This window comes from Rathayibacter sp. VKM Ac-2856 (genome assembly GCF_013205055.1).
Classification (GTDB): domain Bacteria; phylum Actinomycetota; class Actinomycetes; order Actinomycetales; family Microbacteriaceae; genus Rathayibacter.
Genome location: NZ_JABMLF010000004.1, coordinates 276,367 through 298,321, shown reverse-complemented (window position 1 = coordinate 298,321; position 21,955 = coordinate 276,367). Strand labels below are relative to the sequence as shown.

The window sequence follows — 21,955 nt, the reverse complement described above, 5'->3', positions numbered from 1 at the left end:
GTGGCAGCCACACCCGACAGCGCCGCGGAGACGGGCGTCACGCGCGAGAGCGCCGCCGTCTCGCACGTCGGCAGGATCCGCTCCAACAACCAGGACTCCGGCTACGCGGGCCGGCAGCTCTTCGTCGTCGCCGACGGCATGGGCGGGCACGCGGGCGGCGACGTCGCCTCCTCCATCGCGATCACGCGCATCGCGCAGGCCGACCGCACCTACGCCTCCACCTACGAGGCCGAGGACGAGCTCAAGCGCACGCTCCTCGCCGCGAACACGATGCTGGCCGACGCCGTCGTCGACCACCCCGAGCTGACCGGCATGGGCACCACCGTCAGCGCGATCGTCCGCGTGGGCGAGTCGGTCGCGATCGCGCACATCGGCGACTCCCGGATCTACGTGCTGCGCGACGGCAAGCTCGAGCAGGTCACCACCGACCACACCTTCGTGCAGCGCCTGGTCGACTCCGGTCGCATCACCGAGGAGGAGGCGATGACGCACCCGCGCCGCTCCGTCCTCATGCGGGTCCTCGGCGACGTGCACACGAACCCCGAGATCGACACCCTCACCCTCGAGACCGAGCCGCACGACCGCTGGCTGATCTGCTCCGACGGCCTCTCCGGCGTGGTGCCGCACGACGAGATCCAGAAGGAGCTCTCGCGCGACGAGACCGCGCAGCAGGTCGCCGACCGCCTGATCCGCGACAGCCTGTCGCACGGCGCGCCGGACAACGTGACGGTCGTCATCCTCGACATCCCGGGAGCCGGCGACACCGCGCAGATCCTCGCCCCGGTCTCCGCGCCCGTGATCGTGGGCTCCGCCGCCGCCCCCACCCCGATCAGCACCGACGACTCGCAGAACCGGATCCGCATCCCCGGCCTCCGGCTGCACACCCGCGCCCCGGCCGCGCAGGGCCCGACCCACTTCGAGCCCGCCTCGGAGGACTACCTCGACGAGCTGATCGAGGAGGACCGCCGCCGGCACCTGCGCCGACGCATCACCTGGCTCGTCGGACTCTCGCTCGTGCTGATCGCCGGCTTCCTCGGAGTCCTGCTCGCGTACGACTGGACGCAGTCCCGCTTCTACGTCGGCACCGACGGCCAGAACGTGATCATCTACCAGGGCATCCAGCAGTCCGTCGGACCGCTCTCGCTCTCCGGGGTGAAGGAGGACACGGGGATCCCCCTCGACTCCCTCCGCGACTACGACGTCGAGCAGCTCGAGCAGACGATCAGCGCCGACTCCTACGCCGGAGCGGTCGACATCGTCGAGCGCCTGACGGATGCGAACGGAGCACCGTGACCGCCACCGCCACCCCTCCCGTCACCCGCGAGCGGCCCCGGTTCCTCCGGCAGCGGCTGCGCAATCTCGAGCTCCTCCTGCTGATCGCGGCCTGCCTGATCGACGCCTCGGCGATCGTGCTGGTGCAGCTCGGCGCCCTCGGCGCGGTCGACACCACCCTCGTCTCGCTCGGCGCCGGCCTGTCGGCGCTCGTGCTCGTCGTCCACGTCGTGCTGCGCTTCGCTGCACCCGAGGCGGATCCGTTCCTCCTCCCCATCGCCACCGTCCTCAACGGGCTCGGGGTCGCCGAGATCTACCGGATCGACATCGCCGACGGCGCGACCGGCTGGGAGTCGGTGGCCGTGCGCCAGATCATCTGGAGCGGTCTCGCGATCGTCGCCGCGATCGTCGTCCTCCTCGTCATCCGCAACCACCGGGTGCTCTTCCGCTACACCTACGTCGCCGGCTTCGCGGCGATCGTGCTGCTCCTTCTCCCCCTCCTGCCGTTCATCGGCCGCGAGGTCAGCGGCGCGCGCGTCTGGATCGGCATCGGCAGCTTCTTCAGCTTCCAGCCCGGCGAGATCGCGAAGATCGCCCTCGCGGTCTTCTTCGCGGGCTACCTCGTCCGCAACCGGGACTCGCTGTCGATGGTCGGCAAGACGTTCCTCAAGGTCCGCTTCCCGCGGCTGCGCGACCTCGGCCCGATCCTCGTGGTCTGGGCCGTCACGATGGGCGTCATCGTCTTCCAGCGCGACCTCGGCACCGCGCTGCTCTACTTCGGCCTCTTCCTCGTCATGCTCTACGTGGCGACCGGCCGCACCGGCTGGGTCCTGATCGGCGTCGGCCTCTTCCTCGGCGGCGCGATCCTCGCCAGCCAGACCCTCGGCTACGTCGGCAACCGCTTCGCGAACTGGCTCGACGCCTTCAGCTCCGAGCGCTACGGCGCGGACCCCGGCGGCAGCTACCAGCTCGTGCAGGGCCTCTTCGGTCTCGCGCACGGCGGCCTGCTCGGCACCGGTCTCGGGCAGGGCATGCCGGACATCACGCCCGTCCCGCAGTCCGACTACATCATCGCGAGCCTGGGCGAGGAGCTCGGCCTCGCGGGTCTGTTCGCGATCTTCGGCCTCTACCTCCTGCTCGTCTCGCGCGGCTTCCGGATCGGCTTCGCCGGCCAGGACGACTTCGGCCGCCTCCTCGGCGTGGGGCTCTCGTTCGTGATCGCGCTGCAGTGCTTCATCGTGATCGGCGGCGTCACGCGCGTCATCCCGCTCACCGGCCTGACCACGCCTTTCCTCGCCGCGGGCGGCTCGTCCCTGGTCGCCAACTGGATGATCGTCGCCGTCCTCCTCCGCCTGTCCGACACAGTGCGCAATCAGCCGCGTCTGGTGGTGTGACCCTTCGATGAACCGAGAACTCAAGCGCGTGAGCTTCGTCGTCCTGGCGATGTTCGTGGCGCTCTTCGTGTCCACCTCCACCATCCAGGTCCTCCAGGCCGACACCCTCTCCGAGGACTCCAGGAACACCCGGACGCTCTACGAGAGCTTCTCCACCGAGCGCGGCGCGATCCTCGCCGGCGGGGAGCCGATCGCCTCGTCGACCCCCTCCGAGGACGTCTACAGGTTCCAGCGCCAGTACGCGAACGGGCCGCTCTACTCCGGCGTCACCGGCTACTTCACGCTCAACCAGGGCACCACCGGCATCGAGCGCTCGCTGAACGACTACCTCTCCGGCACCTCGAACTCGCAGTTCTTCGACGAGATCGACAACCTCGTCTCCGGTCAGGACCCCAAGGGCGCCTCGGTCGAGCTCTCGATCGATCCGGTCGCGCAGCAGGCCGCCTTCGACGCGCTCGGCGACTACACCGGGGCCGTCGTCGTCACCGAGCCGGCGACCGGCCGCATCCTGGCGATGGTGTCCAAGCCCACCTTCGACCCCACCGCCCTGACGTCGCACGACACCGACGACGTGCTCGCCGCCTACCGCGCACTCGACGACGACCCGGACGAGCCGCTCGTCAACCGCGCCATCGGCGGCTCGCTGAACCCGCCCGGCTCGGTCTTCAAGCTCGTCGTGGCCTCCGCCGCCCTCGAGTCGGGCCGCTTCACGCCCGACTCGAGCTTCCCGAACGTCCAGGCGTACACACTGCCGGGCTCGAGCTCGCAGGTGACGAACTCCGGCGGCGGTCTCTGCGGCTCGGGAGAGACGGTCACGCTGGCGACAGCCGTGTCGCTCTCCTGCAACGTGCCGATGGCCGAGATGGGCGTGCAGCTCGGCGCCGACGCGATCCGCTCCCAGGCCGAGAAGTTCGGCTTCGACACCGAGCTCGAGATCCCGATGTCGGTCGAGGCGAGCACCTACCCGCAGACGACGGACGACGCGCAGACCGCGCTGACCGCGTTCGGCCAGTACGAGGTCCGGGCGACCCCGCTGCAGATCGCGATGGTCTCCGCGGCCATCGCGAACGGCGGCGAGGTGATGCAGCCGAACCTCGTCGACGTCATCCGCTCGCAGGACCTCAGCGTGCTCCAGCGCTTCGAGGAGAAGTCGCTCGGACGGGCCGTGAGCAAGGAGACGGCGGACGCCGTGAAGGCCATGATGGTCGCCAGCGTCCAGGGCGGGGCGGCGACGAATGCAACAATAGGTGGCGTCACGGTGGCCGGTAAGACCGGTACCGCTGAGAACGGCGGGGACGACCCGTACACCCTCTGGTTCACCGGATTCGCTCCTGCGGACGATCCGCAGTACGCCATCACCGTCCTCGTGGAGAACGGTGGGGGGCTCGGCCAGACCGGGTACGGCAACCTGATCGCCGCACCCATCGCACAACAGGTACTAGAGGCGGTGCTGAACAAATGAGACCCACATCAGGCCTCACCTTCGGGGGACGCTACGAACTGCAGTCCCGGATCGCCATCGGCGGCATGGGAGAGGTGTGGCAGGCGACGGATCTCGTCATCGGCCGCACCATCGCGATCAAGATCCTCAAGGACGAGTACCTCGGCGACCCCGGGTTCCTCGAGCGCTTCCGCGCCGAGGCGCGGCACGCCGCCCTCGTCAACCACGAGGGCATCGCCAACGTCTACGACTACGGCGAGGAGGACGGCTCCGCCTACCTCGTGATGGAGCTGGTGCCCGGCGAGGCGCTCTCCACGGTCCTCGAGCGCGAGCGGGTGCTGTCGACCGACAAGGTCCTCGACATCGTCGCGCAGACGGCGCTGGCCCTGCACGCGGCGCACGCCGCCGGCCTCGTGCACCGCGACGTGAAGCCCGGCAATCTGCTGATCACTCCGGACGGCCGCGTCAAGATCACCGACTTCGGCATCGCCCGCATCGCCGACCAGGTCCCGCTCACGGCGACCGGCCAGGTCATGGGCACGGTGCAGTACCTCTCCCCGGAGCAGGCGAGCGGCCAGCCCGCCTCCCCCGCCACGGACATCTACTCGCTGGGCATCGTCGCGTACGAGTGCCTGGCCGGGCGCCGCCCCTTCACCGGCGAGTCGCAGGTGGCCATCGCGATGGCCCAGATCAACGACACTCCCCCGGAGCTGCCGGTCACGGTCGCCGAGCCCGTGCGCAACCTCGTCTACTCCTGCATCGCGAAGAAGCCGGTCGACCGTCCGGCGACGGCCGCCCACCTCGCGCGCGCCGCCCAGGCCCTGCGCTCGGGAGACGTCCGCGGCGCGGCCCTCGCCGTCCCCGCTGTCGCCGGCGACCAGCCGACCACCCAGGCCACCACCGTCCTCCCCTCCTCGAGCGCCGGGGCGACCCAGGCGACGACGGTCCTCGGCGCCGGCGCGGCGACGACGGCCTTCGCGGCGAACCCGCCCACGGGTGCTCTGGACGCGCCGATCGAGGCCGACGAGCCGCGCAAGCGCAGCCCGTGGACCTGGCCGCTCGTCGCCCTGATCGTCATCCTCGCCGTCGTCATCGCCGGCACGATCTTCGCCCTGACCGCGAACGGCGGAGCGGAGGCCGAGCCGTCGGCGAGCCCGACCGCGAGCCAGCCCCCGTCGCAGACCCCGACTCCGACGCCGACCCCCACGGCGACGCCGAGCTCGAACATCGTCGTGATCAATTCCTCCGACTACGTCGGCCGCCCGTTCGACGAGGTCGAGGCCGAGCTCACCGAGCTGGGCATGGGCGTGCAGCGCGAGGAGGGCTCGAGCGCCCCCGCCTCCGACCAGATCGGAACGGTCGAGGAGGTCAACCCGACCGCCAACGTGATCAAGGGCACCACGATCGTCGTCACGACCTACACCGAGGTCGCCGTCCCCGGCGCTCCGACCGCCGTTCCGACCGTCACTCCCGCCGCCTCGAGCGTCGAGACCGGCGAGACGTTCAACGTGACCTGGAGCAACTACAACCAGTGCCCGAGCGGAACCTCCGTGACCGGTTACCGGGTGACCGTCGCCGGCGAGGGTGCAACCGTCACGAGCACCAACCCGTCCACCTCGACCACCGCGACGATCCAGGCGGGCGAGTCCGCCGGTACGATCGACATCACCTACACGGTGCTCTGCGGCGAGCCCGAGTCGCCCGCGTCGCCGACCCTCTCGGTCCCCGTCGAGGCCCCGGCCCCGACGCCGACCCCGACGGCGACGGCCACCGCCACTTCGGCGCCCTCCCCCACGAACGGACCCGACGAGCGCTAGACCCGCCCGCTCCTCCCCTCGAGCCCGCCCTCCGACCGCCCCGCGGCCCGGAGGGCGGGCTTCTGGCTGTCAGCGGGGCCGGCCGCCCCGCCCGCGACGGAGGGAGTGGGTGATCGCCGCCGCGATCGCCCCGCACGAGGCGGAGACGCCGATCCGCACGACCGCCGGCAGATCCGTGCCGAGGGAGAGCGCCACCCCGACGACGAGGATCACCAGGACGAGGACGAGACCGGCGAGGCGGTCGGGCGATCCCGGGGACGAGGACTCGGGGCTCCCGGGGTGCTTCATCGACCCGTCCCGTCCCCTCGGCGTCGTCGGCGTCCTGCCGCGACACCGGGTGCCGCGACGCGGACGGCGAGGCCCAGCTCGGCGACGACGGCGGCCGACGGCACGAGCACCGTCAGTGCTCGCGCCCGTCCCGCGAGGTAGTGCGCTCGGACGAGCAGCGGCGCCGCGGACCCCGGGACTCCCACCGCGGTCACGAGGTGGAGCGCGCTGACCGTCACCACCTGGTCCTGATCGCTCGTCAGGCGGATCCGCCGGAGGACGAGACCACCCTCGACCGCCATCGACGCGGCGCGGAGTCGGGCGGCCGACGCCGTCACCGCGATGACGGCGAGGGCGGCGAGGAGGATCAGCCGCGACGGGAGGAACGACCACGGGAGAAGGCAGAGAAGGCAGACGAGCGCCGGCAGTGCGATGACCGCGGCGGAGACGGCGGCCCGCCGGAGCGAGGCGCGCCCGCAGACCGCCACCACGGTCTTCGAGACGTCGGCGCCGAGGCTCTCCAGGAGGACCGCCGGGAGGCCGACCCGCGGGACCGACGGCAGGACGACCCGCGACGTGCTCCGTCCGGCCGAGTCGGCGCTCATCACCTCGACGCGCACGCGGTCGAGCATCATCTCGACGGGGTTCCGCCGCAGGCGCAGGCCGATGACGGAGTCCGTGCGGACCTCCCGCTCCCGGCGCCCGATCAGACCGGAGCGGATCACCAGCACTCCCTCGCGGTCGATCACTTCGAGCGCATGGAACCGGACCAGCACGACACCGGCGGCGGCGAGCGCGGAGAGGAGCACCACCACGACTCCCGCGACGGCGGGGACCTCTCCGGCCACCGAGAGGAGGAGCGGGAGGACTCCGAGCTCGTCCGCGGCGTTCACGCCCGCCACCGCGCAGACCGCTGTCAGCACGACGAGCCTCCCCTCCGCCAGCCCGGCGAGGAGCAGGTCGCCGCTGCTCATCCGGAGCAGGACCCGGCCGCGAGTGCTCGCAGGCGCCCTCTCGCTCGGCGGCACCTGTGCCGAGGCCCCCGCGAGCCGCACCCGCTCGGCGACCTCCTCGGCACTCGACCGGAGGACGCCGGGAAGGACGATCGTCGACTCTCCCGCAGCGGCCACCGACACGCAGCGGAGCCCGAGGATCCGGTCGGCCCAGGTGGTCCGGACGTCGAGGGCGACGACGTCGCGCCACACCACGGTCCGGACCCGGTGGACGACGAGGCCGGTCCTCACCTCGAGACCGTCCTTGCCGATGCTCACGAACGTGGAGAGCCAGGCGTGCACGGGATGGAGGATCCGCACGGCGAGGAGGAGAAGGAGGACCGGCCTCAGCCAGGGGCCCGCCCAGGCGGTCTGCCCGGCACCCGAGACGACGAGCGCTACGACGAGGCCGCCGGAGAAGGGCAGCTCCGCGAGATGCACGGCGCCGACGGAGCGAAGCGGCAGCCGGCATCGGCGCGGTACCGGGCGCTCAGGCACGACTCGCTCCGGCTCCGAGGAGATCCAGTGCGCGGGAGCGCACCCGGTGCGCCTCCTCGCGGCCGAGCGGGCCGAGGCGCTCGGAGGTCGCCGCGCAGGAGAAGACGACGACCACGAGGCCGAAGCGACGGAGAAGGGGCCCCTCGACGAGAGTCACCCCGACGAGCTGCGCCGTGGGCAGCACGACGGTCCTCCGGAGCAGGAGGCCGCGGCCGATGCGCACCGCGCAGTCGTCGACCTCGTAGGAGGTGGAGCGGATCGACGCGCGGTTCACCAGCGGCGTCTCGACGGTCGCCGCGAGGACGACGAGCACCCCGAGAGCGGCCAGTGCGCCCGACCGATGCTCCTCGGGCACGCCCAGGAGCACACCGCCCGTCAGCAGGACGCTCGACACGAGCAGCCCGGCCCAGGAGCGGATGTTCCGATAGCGGAGCGCCGCCGCGGGAAGCACGGACGAGCCCGGATCACGTCGCATCAGCGATCCCTCCCCCTCCTCGTGCCGCCGCGAGGATCGACCGCGGCACCGACGCGCGTGACACTAGCACTCGTATGTGAGGTGCACTCACCTCACGACGCGATGCCGCGCCGGATGCTCGAAGCCGAGCGAGGGCGAGCCGGAGACGCCGGGCGGCCGCGGGGCGCCCGGGTACACTTGCCGTGGCTCCCCGGGGGCCGTGCCACACGGAAGTACAGGCGGGAGCGTGCGCGTGACGGATGAGGGACGCCTGATCGCAGGACGGTATCAGGTCGGGCCCCGGCTCGGACGCGGCGGCATGTCCGAGGTCTACCTCGGCACCGACACCCGCTTGGGCCGCACGGTCGCGATCAAGGAGCTCAAGCTCTCGCTGTCCTCCGACTCGGCCTTCCGGCTGCGCTTCCGCCAGGAGGCGCAGTCCGCCTCGCGGATGTCGCACCCGACCATCGTCCGCGTCTTCGACGCCGGCGAGGAGGTCTCGCTCGACGACACCGGCGCCGAGGCGCGCCGCCCGTTCATCGTGATGGAGCACATCGAGGGCCGGCTGCTCAAGGACGTCGTCGCGGAGGGGCCCGTGGACGTCGACGAGGCCGTCCGCATCACCGAGGGCATCCTCACCGCGCTCGAGTACTCGCACCGCGCGGGGGTCGTCCACCGCGACATCAAGCCGGGAAACATCATGCTGACCCCCTCGGGCCAGGTGAAGGTGATGGACTTCGGGATCGCCCGCGCCGTCTCCGACTCCGCCGCGACCGTCGCCCAGACCACCGCGATCCTCGGCACCGCCGCCTACTTCTCGCCCGAGCAGGCGAAGGGCGAGCAGGTCGACGCGCGCAGCGACCTCTACTCGGCCGGCATCGTGCTGTTCGAGCTCCTCACCGGTCGCGCGCCGTTCCGCGGGGACACTCCTGTCGCCGTCGCCTACCAGCACGTCAGCGAGACGCCGCCGGCGCCCAGCTCGATCAACCCCGCCGTCCCGGCGGCGATCGACGGGGTCGTCGCCCGTGCCCTGTCGAAGGACCGCTACGAGCGCTTCCAGGGTGCCGCCGAGTTCCGCGACGACCTCCGCGACGCCGCGGCGGGGCGCCTCCCCGACCACCGGCCGATCGACGAGCTGACCACCTCGCTCTTCGCGGCGCGCAGCGGCGGCGGCATGAACGACTCCGAGCTCGCCCTCCGCCAGCTCGCCGAGGACAACTCGATCGTGCGCACGCAGCGTCGTCCGCCCGTGCTCTGGATCTGGTCGTCGATCGTCGTGCTCGCCGTGATCGTGGCCGCACTGGTCATCTGGGTGCTCACGCTCCAGCCGACGACCACGCTGCCCTCGCAGTCGCGGGAGGTCCCGGCGCTGACGGGCACGAGCTACGACAGCGCCCAGTCGACGCTCACCGAGCTCGATCTGGTGGCGAGCCAGCTGGCCGAGTTCAACGACTCGGTCCCCGCCGGCGAGGTGATCCGCACCGACCCCGGCTCCGGCACCATCGTCGCGCCCGACACCGTCATCCGGGTCTACGTCTCGCAGGGCGCTCAACCGGTGGCCGTCCCCGACACGGCAGGGTCGACCCTCGAGGAGGCGATCGCCGCCCTCACCGGCGCCGGCTTCTCGGAGGGGTCGCAGACCCGGCAGAACTCCCCCACCGTCCCGGCCGACGTCGTGCTCTCGAGCACACCGGCCGGCGGCCAGCAGCTCGAGCCGGGCACGCAGGTCGACCTCGTCGTGTCCTCCGGCCAGGTCACGCTGCCCGACCTGGTCGGTCAGACGCTGAGCACCGCCCTCGCCACCCTGGCCTCCCAGCAGCTCCAGCTGATCGGCGAGGAGGCCCCCGACGAGACCTGCGAGTCCGTCCGGGCCAACCCGCCGATCACCACGCAGTCCCTCGCCCCGGGCGACGTGCCGCAGGGCTCGACAGTCGAGCTCGGCTTCTGCGCCGGCTGACCCGCGCGCGAGCGGACTAGGCCCGGCGCACCGCGTCCGCGAGCGGCACCGCCAGCCGCAGGAGGCCGTCCTCCGGCGAACCGGCCTCGCCCTGCGTCGCGACCCGCCCGCGGATGTCGCTCGGCGTGAGGCCCTCACGGCGCTTCAGCGCCCGGCGGAGGTGATCGGCGGAGGAGAACCCCGAGGCCGCGGCGATCGCCTCGAGCGGCACCTCGCGCGGCCGTCGTCGCAGCAGCTCGACCGCACTCGCGACCCGCGCTCGCTCGATCTCGCTCGCCACCGTCGTGCCCGCGTCCTCGAAGAGCCGCTGCAGGGACCGCGTGGAGACGTTGACCGCGTCGGCGACCGCCTCCGGGGTGCAGCGCGGCGTCCGGTGGGTCCGGTCGATGACGGTGCGCGCCCGGCCGAGAGTCGCCGCGCGCACGCTGGTCGTCCCGGGCTGGGAGCCCGACGACGCGAGGAACGCGCTCACGAGCAGCTGCTTGACGACATGGCCGAAGCCGTCGATCTCGCTGTCCGTCGGGAGCCCCGTGCCCGATTCCGCCGCGAGCGCGAACGCCGTGGTGAAGGCGAAGGCCGCCCGCGTCGACCGGGCATCGGCGTCGAGCGCGTACACGCCGGCGCCGAGGTCGAAACCGTAGCGGCGCATCTCGTCCGCCCGGATCGTGATCTGGAGGCAGGTGACGGGCATGGTCGCCTCGGTGGTGAAGCTGGTCGTGCCGGGCTGGTACGCGATCGAGCCGGGGCGCAGGAGCACCGTCCGGTCCGGTCCGACGAGCCGGACCGCTCCCTCGATCAGGAAGCTGAAGTTGAGGAACGACGTGTCGTCCGCGGCCCAGGTCCCCCGCAGGACGCGCAGCGGCGAGCTCGTCACCAGCACGACGCTGATCCCGGCCGCGCTGAACCCCGACCCTGTCAATCGCGGCACCGTGCCCGGCTTGACGACGATCCGCGGCCCGAGTGTCTCGAGCTCCCTTATTCCGGAATAAGCCCAAGAAATCGATTCCACCATGTGATGCCTCGGATTTCTCTTGAGAAGCACCGGTCCCCTAACCGGCGCCCTCCGATTATGCCTGGCAGGGCCCGCGCATCATCCGCCGCGGCTCCGTCAAATCACGCCACCTGCTTGGGGGGGCTCCCCAAACCGCCCGAGAGGTGCGTTGGCGTCCTGACGCCGATCCCGCTCGGAGCACGCGCTCTCATACCGCGTCGGTGGCGCAGATCGCACCTGCAGTGACGTACATTTCCTCCCCCCATCAGGGGGGCACAGAAGCGGGTGATTTCTCGGCACCATCTGGCGCGAATAGGCCTCCGCTAATCACTGCAATGGTCCGATGCCGACTCGAGGATAAGCACCGCTCCCGTGATCGCCGCGCCCAGCACTCGATACTTCTCAGTGCTTTCCAGGCGCCGCAGGAGAGGGATCCGCCTCGGCGAGCCAGTTCGCCAGCAGCCGTCGGCCGCCCTCGGTGAGCACCGATTCGGGATGGAACTGGACGCCGACCGCGGGCGCCGTCCGGTGCCGCAGGGCCATGACGACCCCCTCGGGAGTCCCCGCGATCACCTCGAGCTCCGGCGGCAGCGTCGCGCGCTCGACGGCGAGCGAGTGGTAGCGCATCGCAGTGAACCCCGTCGGGAGTCCGGTGAACAGCGGGTCGCCGTCGTGCTCGATCGACGAGGTCCTGCCGTGCAGGAGCTCCGGCGCCTCGCTCACCCGGGCGCCGAGCGCGTGAGCGAGCACCTGGTGCCCGAGGCACACCCCGAGCAGCGGCCGGCCCTCGGCGACGGCGTGCCGCACGAGCGCCGTCGACGTCGGGACGTCCTCCGGTCGCCCCGGGCCCGGGGAGATCAGGACGCCGTCGCTCCGCGCCGCGCGGTCGATCGCCTCGCGGGGGGACAGCTCGGCCCCCTCGACGACGTCGACCTCCGCCCCGGCCTCCCGGAGATAGGCGACCAGCGTGAAGACGAAGCTGTCGTAGTTGTCGACCACCAGCACGCGCGTCATCGCGGTGACCGCCTCCGCGCCCGCGTCACGACCCGACGGTGACGTTCTGATCGAGCACCAGCGACTGCACCCACGGGAAGACCCACTCGGCGAGCGCGGCGAGCACCGCGACCACGAGGACGATCACGAGGAGCAGCCGGAGCCACCAGGGCCCGGGCAGGATCCGCCACAGCGCTGCGTACACGGTCAGCCCTCCTGTGCGAGTGAGGCGGCGATCTCGGCCGGTGCCCCGGCGGAGCGCGGCTGCCACGACTCGAAGACGCCGTAGGCGATGATCCGCTCGGCGGTCGAGTACAGCGGATTGCAGCTGGTGAGGGTGATCAGCCGGTCGGTCGCGACCGCGCCGCTCGTCCACGGCACCGGGTCGATGACCTGGACCTCGGAGGGCTGCACGTATTCGAGGTTGCGGAAGCGGTAGGTGTACCAGCCGTCCGCCGTCTCGATGTAGATCGCGTCGCCGAGCTGGAGCTGGTCGATGAGGTGCATCCCGCCGCCGTACGCGCTGCGGTGCGCCGCCAGCGCGAAGTTGCCGACCTCCCCCGGCATCTGCGTGCCCGGGTAGTGGCCGATGCTGCCCTCGTCGAGCACGTTCTCCGCGTCGACGCCCTCGGCGATGGTGCGGACCCAGCCCTCGCCGTAGCGCGGGATGTAGAGATTGCCGAACGAGGTGTCGAGCGCGGACACCGGAGCGACCACCGGGTCGCCGAAGCCCGCCGGGGCCTCGCTCGGCGCCTGGGACGACTCGGGCGCCGGGGCGGTGTCGCCCCAGCTCTCCCGGAGCTCCGCGGCCTCGGAGGTCTGCTGGTTCGCGATCACGGCGTCGTTCCACCACAGCTGCCAGCCGAGATAGAGGAGCACGAGAGCGCCCGCCGTCATCAGGAGCTCGCCCAGCACGCCGAAGAACGTCAGCCGGCGGCGCGGACGCCGCGGGCTCCGGCGCCGGGACCGCACCGGAGCAGCGGCGGGCGTCGGGGCGGTCATGCGACGAGTCTAAGCCGGGGTCGAGCACGGAGGCCCGGCGCTCCGCGACGCTTGGCGCGTTCTCGACAGCGGACACAGCCTCCACAGCGGACACGGTCTCAGCAGCGGACACGGTCTCCACAGCGGACACCGCGCGCCTGCACGGCATCCCCCCGGTTCCGCGCTCCCGGGCGGGCGCCCTCGCCCGGTACAGTGGTCGGCATGGCACGAGCGACGAAGAGCCCGAAGCCCGAGCGCGACGAGGCCCGGACCGGTGAGGACGCACCCAATCCGGTGTGGTTCAAGCCCGTCATGTTCGGGTTCATGCTGCTGGGCCTCGCCTGGATCATCGTCTTCTACGTGAGCCAGGGCACCCTCCCCGTGCCGGACCTCGGCAACGCCAACATCCTGATCGGCTTCGGGATCGCCTTCATCGGCTTCCTGATGACCACGCGCTGGCGCTGATCACCCGCGCATGAACGACGCCCCGTCCGGTCCGCCGACGGGGCGTTCGTCGTCGGCGGAGCACTCGTCACCCCGGGAGCGCTCGTCCTGGACGGATCCGGCCTCCGTCGTCGCGCGCCTCCGCGCCGCCGGCTGCGTCTTCGCGGAGGACGAGGCGGACCTCCTCCTCGAGGCCGCCGAGGGCGCCGATCGCCTCGAGCAACTGCTGCGCCGCCGCGAGGGCGGTGAGCCACTGGAGCAGATCCTCGGCTGGGTCGCCTTCCGCGGGCTGCGCGTCCCCGTCGCCCCCGGGGTCTTCGTGCCCCGGCGCCGCACCGAGGCGGTCGTCGACCTCGCACTGCTCCACCTGGAGGACCGCACAGCCGCGACGGTCCTCGACCTGTGCTGCGGAGTCGGAGCGATCGCCCGGTCCCTGGCCGCGGAGCGGGACGGCCTCCGCCTCCACGCCGCCGACCTCTCCCCCGCCGCCGTCGCCGTCGCCCGGCGCACGCTCGCGGGACTCGCCCCGGTCCATCAGGGCGACCTCTTCGACGCCCTGCCCGAGGACCTCCGCGGCGGGATCGACCTCGTCGTCGTCAACGCGCCCTACGTGCCGACCGCCTCCATCGCCCTGATGCCGCCCGAGGCGCGGCTGCACGAGCCGGCGACGACGCTCGACGGCGGAGCGGACGGACTCCTGCTGCACCGCCGGATCGCGGCCGAGGCCCTCCCCTGGCTGCGCGAGGTCGGCGGCGTCGTGATCGAGACGAGTCGCGAGCAGGCCGAGCGCACGGCGCGGCTCTTCAGCGAGGCGGGGTTCGACTGCTCGATCCACCTCGACGACGACCGCGACGCCACGGTCGTCTCGGCCTCGCGCCGACGAACTACACGCGTGTAATTATCCCCAGGTGTTGAAACTCCTGTGGAGAACTCCCGGGGGGCCGGAGTCCCGCGGATCCGAGTGGCTCACGAGCCCCCATCGGCGGTCTGGCGCGGCAGGATCGCCGGCCGGATCCCGGTCGCGGACGCGGTGCCGAATGACAACCGCGTAGTTCTCCCCAGTGTTAACAACTCTGTGGATAACTTCGTCCCCAGCTGTGGACAGGGGCTGTGGAGAGCTCGGAGGGCCTGGGGACAGCCGCGCGGACCGCTCAGGCCAGGACGTAGGCGCCGACCGTGACGGCGACGAGGCCGACCCCGATCAGCCCGACGAGGAGGTTCTGCGTGCGCCGCTGCGAGCGCTGCCGGGTCCGGGTGAAGACGAGGCCGATCAGCGCGCCGGCGACGAGACCGCCGACGTGCGCCTGCCACGCCACGTTCATCCCGGGCAGGAACCCGATCACGAGGTTGAGGCCGACCAGGACCAGCAGCTGCGACGCCTGCCCGCCGAGGTGGCGGAGGATCACGAGGTACGCGCCCATCAGGCCGAAGATGGCGCCCGAGGCGCCGATCACCGGCGTCAGCGGGCTGGAGAGGAGCAGGACGCCCACCGAGCCGGCGAAGCCGCTGAGGAGGAACAGCGTCAGGTATCGGCCGCGGCCGAGCATCCGCTCGAGCGCCATGCCGAACACCCACAGCGTGTACATGTTCAGCAGCAGGTGGAACGGCACCACGAAGAAGAGGGACGTGCTGTGCGCGAAGATCGACGTGATCATGCGCCACGGCTCGAAGCCGGCACCGAAGCCGGGCAGCGTGTACGCCGGGAAGTACGCGATCGCGTTCAGCACGGGCCCGCCGATGAACGGCAGCACCTCGAGGATCCAGACCAGGACGCACAGCGCGATGATCGCGTAGGTGACCGTCGGCTGGTCCGCCCGGGTCATCGCCCGCACCCGCGAGACCAGCGGTCCGCGCACGCGCGGCGCCTCGCTGCGCTGCTGCGCCATGTCGTCCGGGCAGATGACGCCCACCGGAGCAGGGGTCTGGCACTCGCCGCAGATCGTGCGGCCGCACCGCTGGCAGCGCACGAAGCTCTGACGATCGGGGTGGCGGTAGCAGGTGTAGGTGCTGCTGCTCGGCGGGACCTGGGTCACGGACGTTCCTTCGGGAGAGAGAGAACGAGGGCCGGGCCCAGACGGACCCGACCCTCGAGGAGTGGTGGAGAGGCGATCAGACCTCGGTGATCTCGACGCTCTCGATGACGACGTCCTCGAGAGGCTTGTCGCGACCGTCGGTCGGGACGGCCGACAGGGCGTCGACGACCTTCTTGGACTCGTCGTCGGCGACGGCGCCGAAGATGGTGTGCTTGCCCTGCAGCCAGGTGGTCGGCGCGACGGTGATGAAGAACTGCGAGCCGTTGGTGCCGCGGCCCGCCTGCTTGCCGGCGTTGGCCATCGCGAGGATGTAGGGCTGGGTGAAGTCGAGCTCCGAGTTGATCTCGTCGTCGAACTGGTAGCCCGGGCCGCCGATGCCCTGGCCGAGCGGGTCACCGCCCTGGAGCATGAAGTCGGGGATGATGCGGTGGAAGACGGTGCCGTTGTAGAGCGGCTCCTTCGTCTTCGCACCGGTCGCCGGGTGGGTCCATTCGATGTCGCCGGTCGCGAGACCGACGAAGTTGCGGACCGTCTTCGGCGCGTGGTTGCCGTAGAGGTTGACGACGATGTCGCCCTTGGTCGTGTGGAACGTCGCGACTGCGGTGTGCAAAGGCATGGGTGGATTCTCGCACAGCGGCTCTGTAGGCCCCCGCAACGCCGGGTGTCAATGCGCTGGGTGCGCGATGCGCGGGCCGCGGGATGAGTGGCAGTATTGAGCCGTTGTTCGCCGCTCGTAGCCGATGGAGGACCAAGTGGGTCTGTCACGTAAGCACAAGAAGGATCTCAAGCGCCTCCGCAAGAACGCCGAGGCGGTCTGGAGTGAGCAGCAGGAGGTGCTGGCGCACGCCGCCTCCGTTCTCGAGAAGAGCCGCCGCCACGCGACCAAGTACGCGAAGAAGGAGGTCGTGCCGGCCGTCAAGGACGCCTACTCGAGCCGGGTGAAGCCCGTCTACGACAACGGTGTCTCCGCGGTCGAGGGCACCTACTCGTCCGCTCGCGACGCGTACAAGCACAAGGTCCTGCCGACCTTCGCCGCTGTCGGCGGCACCGCCGCGGCCGCGTTCGAGGCCGCCAAGGACTCGAAGAATCGCGCGAAGCTCGCCGAGATCTCCAAGGCGCGCTGGGAGGAGCTCACCACTCCCCCGAAGAAGAAGAACAAGGTCGGAACGGTCTTCGCGATCGGCGCCGCCCTCGTCGCCGTCGGCGGCATCGGCTACGCCGTCTGGCAGACCTTCCGTGCCGACGACGAGCTGTGGGTCGCCGAGGACGAGCCGGCCAGCGCCGCCCAGTCGGCGGCGTCGACCGCTTCCTGAGCACTCGCGTGAGGCCCGGACACCGCTCTGCGGGTCCGGGCTTCACGCATGCCCGGGTCGCCGCTCTCCGCGGATAGGCTGCTGCAGTGGACATCCGGGTCGCCGCGTACGGCGTGATCATCGACGGCGAGCGCATGCTCCTCGCGCACTGGAGCCAGGGGCCGTGGGAGGCGTGGACGCTCCCCGGGGGCGGCATCGACGAGGGCGAGTCCCCGGCCGATGCGGCGGTCCGCGAGATCTTCGAGGAGACCGGCTACCACGCCGAGCTCGAGGGGCTGATCGGCGTGGACTCGCACGTCATCCCGGCGCACCGGCGCAGCGATCCCGCCGCCGGCCCGCTGCACGCGATCCGCGTCGTCTATCGCGCCCGTGTCACGGGCGGCGAGCTGACCCACGAGGTCGACGGGTCGACGGACGCCGCGGCGTGGTTCCCCCTCGCCGAGGTCGAGGGCCTGGAGCGCGTCGAGCTGATCGACGTCGCGCTGACGATGAACGAGGCCTGGTCTCTGCGCTGAGCCCCGCGGGTCTCGATACGCCGCCTCCGGCGGCTACTCGACCAGCATGCAGGGCCGACCATCTCTGTCACACCCTCCTGGAAGGCGCCCCCCATGCTGATCGAGTAGGCCGCGCAGCGGCCGTATCGAGATCCACAGGCACAGGCGCCACCGGCGCACCTGGCGTCCGTGCTGATCGAGTAGCGCGCGCAGCGCGCGCATCGAGATCCGCCGCGGGAATCGCGCGCCCGTCCGGGACGTTGACTCCCCTGTGATCGTCGAGCTCTACACGTCCGCGTTCTGCGGCGCCTGCCATGCGGCCCGCTCCGTGCTCGAGCGCGCCGCGGAGCTGGTCCCCGCGGCGGAGATCCGCGAGTTCGACGTGGCGTTCGCCCCGGAGGCGGCGGAGGCCGCCGACATCCGCTCCACCCCCACGGTCGTCGTCCGCGACGCCGACGGCCGCGCGGTGTTCCGCGCGGAGGGGGCGCCGTCGCTCCCCCAGGCGCTCTCCGCGCTCGCACTCGCCGTAGGGTGACCCCGTGCCGCATCGTCGTCGAGTCGCCAGCGTCGCGGTCGTCCTGACGACCGCCGCCTCCCTGGCGCTCTCCGGCTGCTCGACGCCCGCCGTCTCCGAGGCGACCGTCGGCCTCGGCCGCGGCGGCCAGCGCGCCGAGGTGCTCGGCGTCGTCGTGGTCTGCTCCGGAGCCGTGGACGGTCTCGACCTCGCCGTCGAGGACACCGCTCCCCTGCTCATCGGCGACCGCGCTCGGCGGATCACCCGCTGGGTCGCTCCGGAGCCCGTCGACGACATCGGCGCGACCGATCTCTCCGGCCGGACCGTCTGGCCCGCCGACCGCGAGATCGAGCGCTTCCCCCTCGGCGTCGACCTCACCCTGGGCGCCTACTCCGTCGGCGGCTCCGTCGTCGGCCGCCCGGTGGTCTTCACCGCCGAGCAGTTCGACACCCTGTCCGTCGGCGAGATCATCGTCGGCGACGTCCGCGACGGCACGTCCGAGTCGCTCTCGGTGGAGGAGTTCCTGGGCCGAGCCTGCCCGCCCCGCTGACGCGTCAGGCGCCTCGCGGGACGAGGACCACCCGGGGTGAGATCGCCGACGGAGGAGACCGCGGCGCAGGAGCTCGTGAGGGCCGGCACGCACAGCGGCTGAGGAGGAACCGCGGAGGGGTTCGAGTGTGGAGCCTAGGAGATTCGAACTCCTGACATCCTGCTTGCAAAGCAGGCGCTCTACCAACTGAGCTAAGGCCCCGGATTCCGGACGGGCGGACGCCCGGAGAGTGGAACGGCCCGACACCTCGCGGTGACGGGCCGTTCGGCACGTGGGGGTACCAGGACTTGAACCTGGGACCTCTTCATTATCAGTGAAGCGCTCTAACCGCCTGAGCTATACCCCCGAATTGGCCAGATGAGACTCTACCCGACACCGGGTCAGAATCCCAATCGGCCGCTCCGTGCACCCACTGGACCGCTGAGCGGTCCGGCAGGTCGCGGCCCCTACTGGTTGGTGAAGCCGACCAGCAGGCCACCGGTGATCTTGACGCTGAGGTTGTACAGCAGCGCCACGATCGCGCCGAGCGCGGTGGTGACGATGGTGTTCAGCACCGCCACGACGATCGCGAAGCCCATGATCTGGGGCAGCGAGATGATCGTGTTGAGATCGAACGCCTCCGCGCCGGCGATGTCCTGGACGAGGCCGTTGACCTCGTCGAAGACGCCGGTCTGGGCGAGCACCGTGTAGACGAGGTAGACGACGACGATCGTGATGATCGCGAGCGTCAGACCCAGCAGGAACGACAGCTTGACCGCCGACCAGAAGTCGACGTACACGAGCTTGAGCCGGACCTGCTTCGCCGCCGGGCTCTTCGCGGACTTCCTGGCGAGCTTCTCGGCGACCGTGCTACTCATCGACGGACTCATCCTCCTCCGACACCGCTTCGGACTCGGCCGACGCCGCGGCGTCGGGATCCTCGTCCTGGGCGTCGAGATTGCGTTCGGTGTTCTTGGCGAGTGCGATGATGCGGTCGTCGTCTGCGAATCGTGCGAAGACGACTCCCATGGTGTCGCGACCCTTGGCCGGTACCTCGGCCACGGCAGAGCGTACCACCTTGCCGCTGGCGAGCACGACGAGCACCTCGTCGTCCCCGCCGGTGATGATGGCGCCCACCAGATCGCCGCGCTTCTCCTCGAGCTTGGCCACCTTGATGCCCAGTCCGCCGCGCCCCTGCAGGCGGTACTGGTCCACCGCGGTGCGCTTCGCGTAGCCGCCCTCGGTCACGACGAAGACGTAGCCCTCGTCGCTGACGACGTTGGCGTCCAGCAGGCGGTCCTCGCCGCGGAACGACATTCCCCGCACTCCCGAGGTCGAGCGGCCCATGGGGCGCAGCGCCTCGTCGGACGCGGTGAAGCGGATCGACATGCCCTTGCGGGAGACGAGCAGCACGTCGCTGTCCTCGTCGACCAGGAGCGCCGAGACGAGCTCGTCGCCGTCGCGCAGCTTGATCGCGATGATGCCGCCGGAGCGGTTGGTGTCGTACTCCGCCAGCGCCGTCTTCTTCACCAGGCCGTCGCGGGTCGCGAGGACGAGGTAGCGGGCCGCCTCGTAGTCGCGGACGTCGAGGATCTGCGCGATCTGCTCGCCCGGCTCCAGCGCGAGGAGGTTCGCGATGTGCTGGCCCTTCGCGTCGCGGCTGACCTCCTGGAGCTCGTAGGTCTTGGCGCGGTACACGCGACCGGTGTTCGTGAAGAACAGCAGCCAGTGGTGCGTCGTGGTGACGAAGAAGTGCTCGACGATGTCGTCGGCCTTGAGCTGGGCGCCGCGCACGCCGCGACCGCCGCGGTGCTGAGCGCGGTAGGAGTCGCTCCTGGTGCGCTTGAGGTAGCCGCCGCGGGTGACGGTGACGACCATCTCCTCCTCGGGGATCAGGTCCTCGACGCTCATGTCGCCGTCGAAGCCGAAGAGGATCTCGGTGCGGCGGTCGTCTCCGAAGCGGTCGACGATCTCGTCGAGCTCGTCGGAGATGATCGAGCGCTGGCGCTCGGGGCTCGCGAGGATCGACTTGTAGTCCTCGATCTCGGCCTGGATGCGGTCGTGCTCGTCGATGATCTTCTGGCGCTCGAGAGCGGCCAGCCGGCGCAGCTGCATGTCGAGGATGGCGCGCGACTGCACCTCGTCGATGTCGAGGAGCTCCATCAGGCCGTCGCGGGCCTCCTCCACCGTGGGGGAGCGGCGGATGAGCGCGATGACCTCGTCGAGGGCGTCGAGCGCCTTGAGGTAGCCGCGCAGGATGTGGATGCGCGCCTCGGCCTCGTCGAGCAGGTACTGGGTGCGGCGGACGATGACCTCGACCTGGTGGTCGACCCAGGCGCGGATGAAGCCGTCGAGCGAGAGCGTGCGCGGGATGCCGTCGACGATCGCGAGCATGTTCGCGCCGAAGTTCTCCTGCAGCGGGGTGTGCTTGTAGAGGTTGTTCAGCACGACCTTCGCGACGGCGTCGCGCTTGAGCACGACGACGAGGCGCTGACCGGTGCGGCCCGAGGTCTCGTCGCGGATGTCGGCGATGCCGGAGACGCGGCCGTCCTTGACCAGCTCGGCGATCTTGATCGCGAGGTTGTCCGGGTTCACCTGGTACGGCAGCTCGGTGACGACGAGGCAGGTGCGGCCCTGGATCTCCTCGATCGAGACGACGGCGCGCATCGTGATCGAGCCGCGGCCCGTGCGGTACGCGTCCTGGATGCCGCGGACGCCGAGGATCTGCGCGCCGGTCGGGAAGTCGGGGCCCTTGATCCGCTGCAGGAGCGCCTCGAGCAGCTCCTCGCGCGACGCCTCGGGGTTCTCGAGCGCCCACTTGGCGCCGGCGGCGACCTCGCGCAGGTTGTGCGGCGGGATGTTGGTGGCCATGCCCACCGCGATGCCGACCGAGCCGTTGACCAGCAGGTTGGGGAAGCGCGCGGGGAGGATCGCCGGCTCGCGGGTGCGGCCGTCGTAGTTGTCCTGGAAGTCGACGGTGTTCTTGTCGATGTCGCGGACCATCTCGAGGGCCAGCGGGGCCATCTTGGTCTCGGTGTAGCGGGGGGCGGCCGCGCCGTCGTTCCCGGGGGACCCGAAGTTGCCCTGGCCGAGCGCCAGCGGGTAGCGCAGGCTCCACGGCTGGACGAGGCGCACCAGCGCGTCGTAGATGGCGGAGTCGCCGTGCGGGTGGAACTGGCCCATCACGTCGCCGACGACGCGCGAGCACTTCGAGAACGCCTTGTCGGGGCGGTAGCCGCCGTCGTACATCGCGTAGATCACGCGGCGGTGCACAGGCTTCAGCCCGTCGCGCACCTCGGGCAGCGCTCGCCCGACGATGACGCTCATCGCGTAGTCGAGGTAGGAGCGCTGCATCTCGAGCTGCAGGTCGACCGGCTCGATCTTGTCGTGCCCGTGGATCACCACACCGGTCTCAGTGACGATGTCCTCGCTGTCGTCCGGACCGGTGGGGGTGTCTGATTCGTCTGCCATGATCTCTGTCTTCTCAGGTGGGTCCGGGCCCCGGGTCGTGACGGGGGCGGGTCGCGCTGGGTGTCAGTGTTCTCGTCGTGCTTGCGGATGGTGTGGGCAG

At 71.1% G+C, this 21,955-nt stretch carries 22 protein-coding genes and 2 tRNA genes; 11 read left to right on the top strand and 13 right to left on the bottom strand.

Annotated features, from left to right (window positions below; all coding sequences use genetic code 11):
* The 4 genes from HQQ82_RS14345 to HQQ82_RS14330 are packed head-to-tail and all read left to right on the top strand — an operon-like array spanning position 1 to position 5,924.
* Positions 1-1,293 carry a Stp1/IreP family PP2C-type Ser/Thr phosphatase gene (locus HQQ82_RS14345; RefSeq protein ID WP_173234349.1) on the top strand — a complete coding sequence of 431 codons (1,293 nt, stop codon included), beginning with the start codon at positions 1-3 and terminating at the stop codon, positions 1,291-1,293.
* The gene (locus tag HQQ82_RS14340; RefSeq protein WP_173234347.1) at positions 1,290-2,666 is read left to right on the top strand and encodes an FtsW/RodA/SpoVE family cell cycle protein; all 1,377 of its coding nucleotides are present in this window, start codon (positions 1,290-1,292) and stop codon (positions 2,664-2,666) included. The genes HQQ82_RS14345 and HQQ82_RS14340 overlap by 4 nt, the downstream gene beginning before the upstream one ends.
* A gap of 7 nt (positions 2,667-2,673) precedes the next feature.
* Positions 2,674-4,128, top strand: a complete 1,455-nt coding sequence (locus HQQ82_RS14335) for a penicillin-binding protein 2 (RefSeq protein WP_173234346.1) — start codon at positions 2,674-2,676, stop codon at positions 4,126-4,128.
* On the top strand, positions 4,125-5,924 hold the full coding sequence (locus HQQ82_RS14330) for a protein kinase (RefSeq protein ID WP_173234344.1): 1,800 nt from the start codon (positions 4,125-4,127) through the stop codon (positions 5,922-5,924). The genes HQQ82_RS14335 and HQQ82_RS14330 overlap by 4 nt, the downstream gene beginning before the upstream one ends.
* Before the next feature lie 69 nt (positions 5,925-5,993).
* Here the strand turns inward: HQQ82_RS14330 and HQQ82_RS14325 are convergent, their stop codons facing one another.
* The 3 genes from HQQ82_RS14325 to HQQ82_RS14315 are packed head-to-tail and all read right to left on the bottom strand — an operon-like array spanning position 5,994 to position 8,156.
* The gene (locus tag HQQ82_RS14325; RefSeq protein ID WP_173234342.1) at positions 5,994-6,212 is read right to left on the bottom strand and encodes a hypothetical protein; all 219 of its coding nucleotides are present in this window, start codon (positions 6,210-6,212) and stop codon (positions 5,994-5,996) included.
* The gene (locus HQQ82_RS14320; RefSeq protein WP_173234340.1) at positions 6,209-7,624 is read right to left on the bottom strand and encodes a PH domain-containing protein; all 1,416 of its coding nucleotides are present in this window, start codon (positions 7,622-7,624) and stop codon (positions 6,209-6,211) included. The genes HQQ82_RS14325 and HQQ82_RS14320 overlap by 4 nt, the downstream gene beginning before the upstream one ends.
* A 49-nt stretch (positions 7,625-7,673) precedes the next feature.
* Entirely contained in the window at positions 7,674-8,156 is a 483-nt protein-coding gene (locus tag HQQ82_RS14315) for a PH domain-containing protein (protein ID WP_173234332.1), read from the bottom strand.
* A 199-nt stretch (positions 8,157-8,355) separates the two neighbouring features.
* Between HQQ82_RS14315 and pknB the strand changes: the two genes are divergently transcribed.
* Positions 8,356-10,092 carry a Stk1 family PASTA domain-containing Ser/Thr kinase gene (gene pknB, locus HQQ82_RS14310; protein WP_367948281.1) on the top strand — a complete coding sequence of 579 codons (1,737 nt, stop codon included), beginning with the start codon at positions 8,356-8,358 and terminating at the stop codon, positions 10,090-10,092.
* 16 nt (positions 10,093-10,108) lie between these two features.
* Here the strand turns inward: pknB and HQQ82_RS14305 are convergent, their stop codons facing one another.
* The 4 genes from HQQ82_RS14305 to HQQ82_RS14290 all read right to left on the bottom strand — a co-directional run bounded on the left by HQQ82_RS14305 (position 10,109) and on the right by HQQ82_RS14290 (position 13,078).
* Positions 10,109-11,104, bottom strand: coding sequence for a helix-turn-helix domain-containing protein (locus HQQ82_RS14305; RefSeq protein WP_173234324.1), 996 nt, complete (start codon positions 11,102-11,104; stop codon positions 10,109-10,111).
* Positions 11,105-11,485: 381 nt separating this feature from the next.
* The gene (locus tag HQQ82_RS14300; protein ID WP_173234322.1) at positions 11,486-12,097 is read right to left on the bottom strand and encodes an aminodeoxychorismate/anthranilate synthase component II; all 612 of its coding nucleotides are present in this window, start codon (positions 12,095-12,097) and stop codon (positions 11,486-11,488) included.
* A gap of 25 nt (positions 12,098-12,122) precedes the next feature.
* A complete protein-coding gene (locus tag HQQ82_RS14295; protein WP_173234321.1) occupies positions 12,123-12,281 on the bottom strand; it encodes a hypothetical protein in 159 nt (52 codons plus the stop codon).
* A gap of 2 nt (positions 12,282-12,283) precedes the next feature.
* Positions 12,284-13,078 carry a class E sortase gene (locus tag HQQ82_RS14290; protein ID WP_173234319.1) on the bottom strand — a complete coding sequence of 265 codons (795 nt, stop codon included), beginning with the start codon at positions 13,076-13,078 and terminating at the stop codon, positions 12,284-12,286.
* A 201-nt stretch (positions 13,079-13,279) separates the two neighbouring features.
* On the opposite strand from HQQ82_RS14290, the gene HQQ82_RS14285 reads away from it, so the two are divergent.
* Both HQQ82_RS14285 and HQQ82_RS14280 read left to right on the top strand, forming a co-directional pair.
* A complete protein-coding gene (locus HQQ82_RS14285; RefSeq protein WP_123447247.1) occupies positions 13,280-13,522 on the top strand; it encodes a cell division protein CrgA in 243 nt (80 codons plus the stop codon).
* 10 nt (positions 13,523-13,532) lie between these two features.
* Positions 13,533-14,399 carry a putative protein N(5)-glutamine methyltransferase gene (locus HQQ82_RS14280; protein ID WP_173234317.1) on the top strand — a complete coding sequence of 289 codons (867 nt, stop codon included), beginning with the start codon at positions 13,533-13,535 and terminating at the stop codon, positions 14,397-14,399.
* 253 nt (positions 14,400-14,652) lie between these two features.
* Here HQQ82_RS14280 and HQQ82_RS14275 read toward each other — a convergent pair whose 3' ends face one another.
* Both HQQ82_RS14275 and HQQ82_RS14270 read right to left on the bottom strand, forming a co-directional pair.
* A complete protein-coding gene (locus tag HQQ82_RS14275) occupies positions 14,653-15,534 on the bottom strand; it encodes a rhomboid family intramembrane serine protease (protein ID WP_173234316.1) in 882 nt (293 codons plus the stop codon).
* A gap of 76 nt (positions 15,535-15,610) precedes the next feature.
* Complete coding sequence (locus HQQ82_RS14270) at positions 15,611-16,150, bottom strand: peptidylprolyl isomerase (RefSeq protein ID WP_173234314.1); 540 nt, start codon at positions 16,148-16,150, stop codon at positions 15,611-15,613.
* A 136-nt stretch (positions 16,151-16,286) separates the two neighbouring features.
* On the opposite strand from HQQ82_RS14270, the gene HQQ82_RS14265 reads away from it, so the two are divergent.
* From HQQ82_RS14265 to HQQ82_RS14250, 4 genes are all read left to right on the top strand, one after another.
* Positions 16,287-16,847, top strand: coding sequence for a hypothetical protein (locus HQQ82_RS14265; RefSeq protein WP_173234312.1), 561 nt, complete (start codon positions 16,287-16,289; stop codon positions 16,845-16,847).
* A gap of 86 nt (positions 16,848-16,933) precedes the next feature.
* Positions 16,934-17,362 (top strand): NUDIX hydrolase, encoded by a 429-nt coding sequence (locus HQQ82_RS14260; RefSeq protein WP_173234310.1) that lies wholly within the window; start codon positions 16,934-16,936, stop codon positions 17,360-17,362.
* A 199-nt stretch (positions 17,363-17,561) separates the two neighbouring features.
* The gene (locus HQQ82_RS14255) at positions 17,562-17,876 is read left to right on the top strand and encodes a thioredoxin domain-containing protein (protein ID WP_367948282.1); all 315 of its coding nucleotides are present in this window, start codon (positions 17,562-17,564) and stop codon (positions 17,874-17,876) included.
* Positions 17,877-17,880: 4 nt separating this feature from the next.
* Positions 17,881-18,405 carry a hypothetical protein gene (locus HQQ82_RS14250; RefSeq protein WP_173234309.1) on the top strand — a complete coding sequence of 175 codons (525 nt, stop codon included), beginning with the start codon at positions 17,881-17,883 and terminating at the stop codon, positions 18,403-18,405.
* Between the two features lie 128 nt (positions 18,406-18,533).
* Here the strand turns inward: HQQ82_RS14250 and HQQ82_RS14245 are convergent.
* The 4 genes from HQQ82_RS14245 to gyrA form a co-directional block, all read right to left on the bottom strand.
* Positions 18,534-18,606: transfer RNA gene (locus HQQ82_RS14245), tRNA-Ala, on the bottom strand.
* 71 nt (positions 18,607-18,677) lie between these two features.
* Positions 18,678-18,751, bottom strand: a tRNA-Ile gene (locus HQQ82_RS14240).
* Positions 18,752-18,851: 100 nt separating this feature from the next.
* The gene (locus HQQ82_RS14235; protein ID WP_159982649.1) at positions 18,852-19,262 is read right to left on the bottom strand and encodes a DUF3566 domain-containing protein; all 411 of its coding nucleotides are present in this window, start codon (positions 19,260-19,262) and stop codon (positions 18,852-18,854) included.
* Positions 19,255-21,855, bottom strand: coding sequence for a DNA gyrase subunit A (gene gyrA / locus HQQ82_RS14230; RefSeq protein ID WP_173234307.1), 2,601 nt, complete (start codon positions 21,853-21,855; stop codon positions 19,255-19,257). The genes HQQ82_RS14235 and gyrA overlap by 8 nt, the downstream gene beginning before the upstream one ends.
* Between the last annotated feature and the right edge of the window lie 100 nt (positions 21,856-21,955).

What these genes read in the sequence shown, in the direction of transcription:
- HQQ82_RS14335 (WP_173234346.1), top strand. Translation starts at nt 2,674, where the DNA reads ATGAACCGAGAACTCAAGCGCGTGAGCTTCGTCGTCCTGGCGATGTTC.
- HQQ82_RS14330 (WP_173234344.1), top strand. Translation starts at nt 4,125, where the DNA reads ATGAGACCCACATCAGGCCTCACCTTCGGGGGACGCTACGAACTGCAG.
- HQQ82_RS14325 (WP_173234342.1), bottom strand. Translation starts at nt 6,212, where the DNA reads ATGAAGCACCCCGGGAGCCCCGAGTCCTCGTCCCCGGGATCGCCCGAC.
- HQQ82_RS14315 (WP_173234332.1), bottom strand. Translation starts at nt 8,156, where the DNA reads ATGCGACGTGATCCGGGCTCGTCCGTGCTTCCCGCGGCGGCGCTCCGC.
- HQQ82_RS14305 (WP_173234324.1), bottom strand. Translation starts at nt 11,104, where the DNA reads ATGGTGGAATCGATTTCTTGGGCTTATTCCGGAATAAGGGAGCTCGAG.
- HQQ82_RS14300 (WP_173234322.1), bottom strand. Translation starts at nt 12,097, where the DNA reads ATGACGCGCGTGCTGGTGGTCGACAACTACGACAGCTTCGTCTTCACG.
- HQQ82_RS14290 (WP_173234319.1), bottom strand. Translation starts at nt 13,078, where the DNA reads ATGACCGCCCCGACGCCCGCCGCTGCTCCGGTGCGGTCCCGGCGCCGG.
- HQQ82_RS14285 (WP_123447247.1), top strand. Translation starts at nt 13,280, where the DNA reads ATGGCACGAGCGACGAAGAGCCCGAAGCCCGAGCGCGACGAGGCCCGG.
- HQQ82_RS14280 (WP_173234317.1), top strand. Translation starts at nt 13,533, where the DNA reads ATGAACGACGCCCCGTCCGGTCCGCCGACGGGGCGTTCGTCGTCGGCG.
- HQQ82_RS14270 (WP_173234314.1), bottom strand. Translation starts at nt 16,150, where the DNA reads ATGCCTTTGCACACCGCAGTCGCGACGTTCCACACGACCAAGGGCGAC.
- HQQ82_RS14235 (WP_159982649.1), bottom strand. Translation starts at nt 19,262, where the DNA reads ATGAGTAGCACGGTCGCCGAGAAGCTCGCCAGGAAGTCCGCGAAGAGC.
- gyrA (WP_173234307.1), bottom strand. Translation starts at nt 21,855, where the DNA reads ATGGCAGACGAATCAGACACCCCCACCGGTCCGGACGACAGCGAGGAC.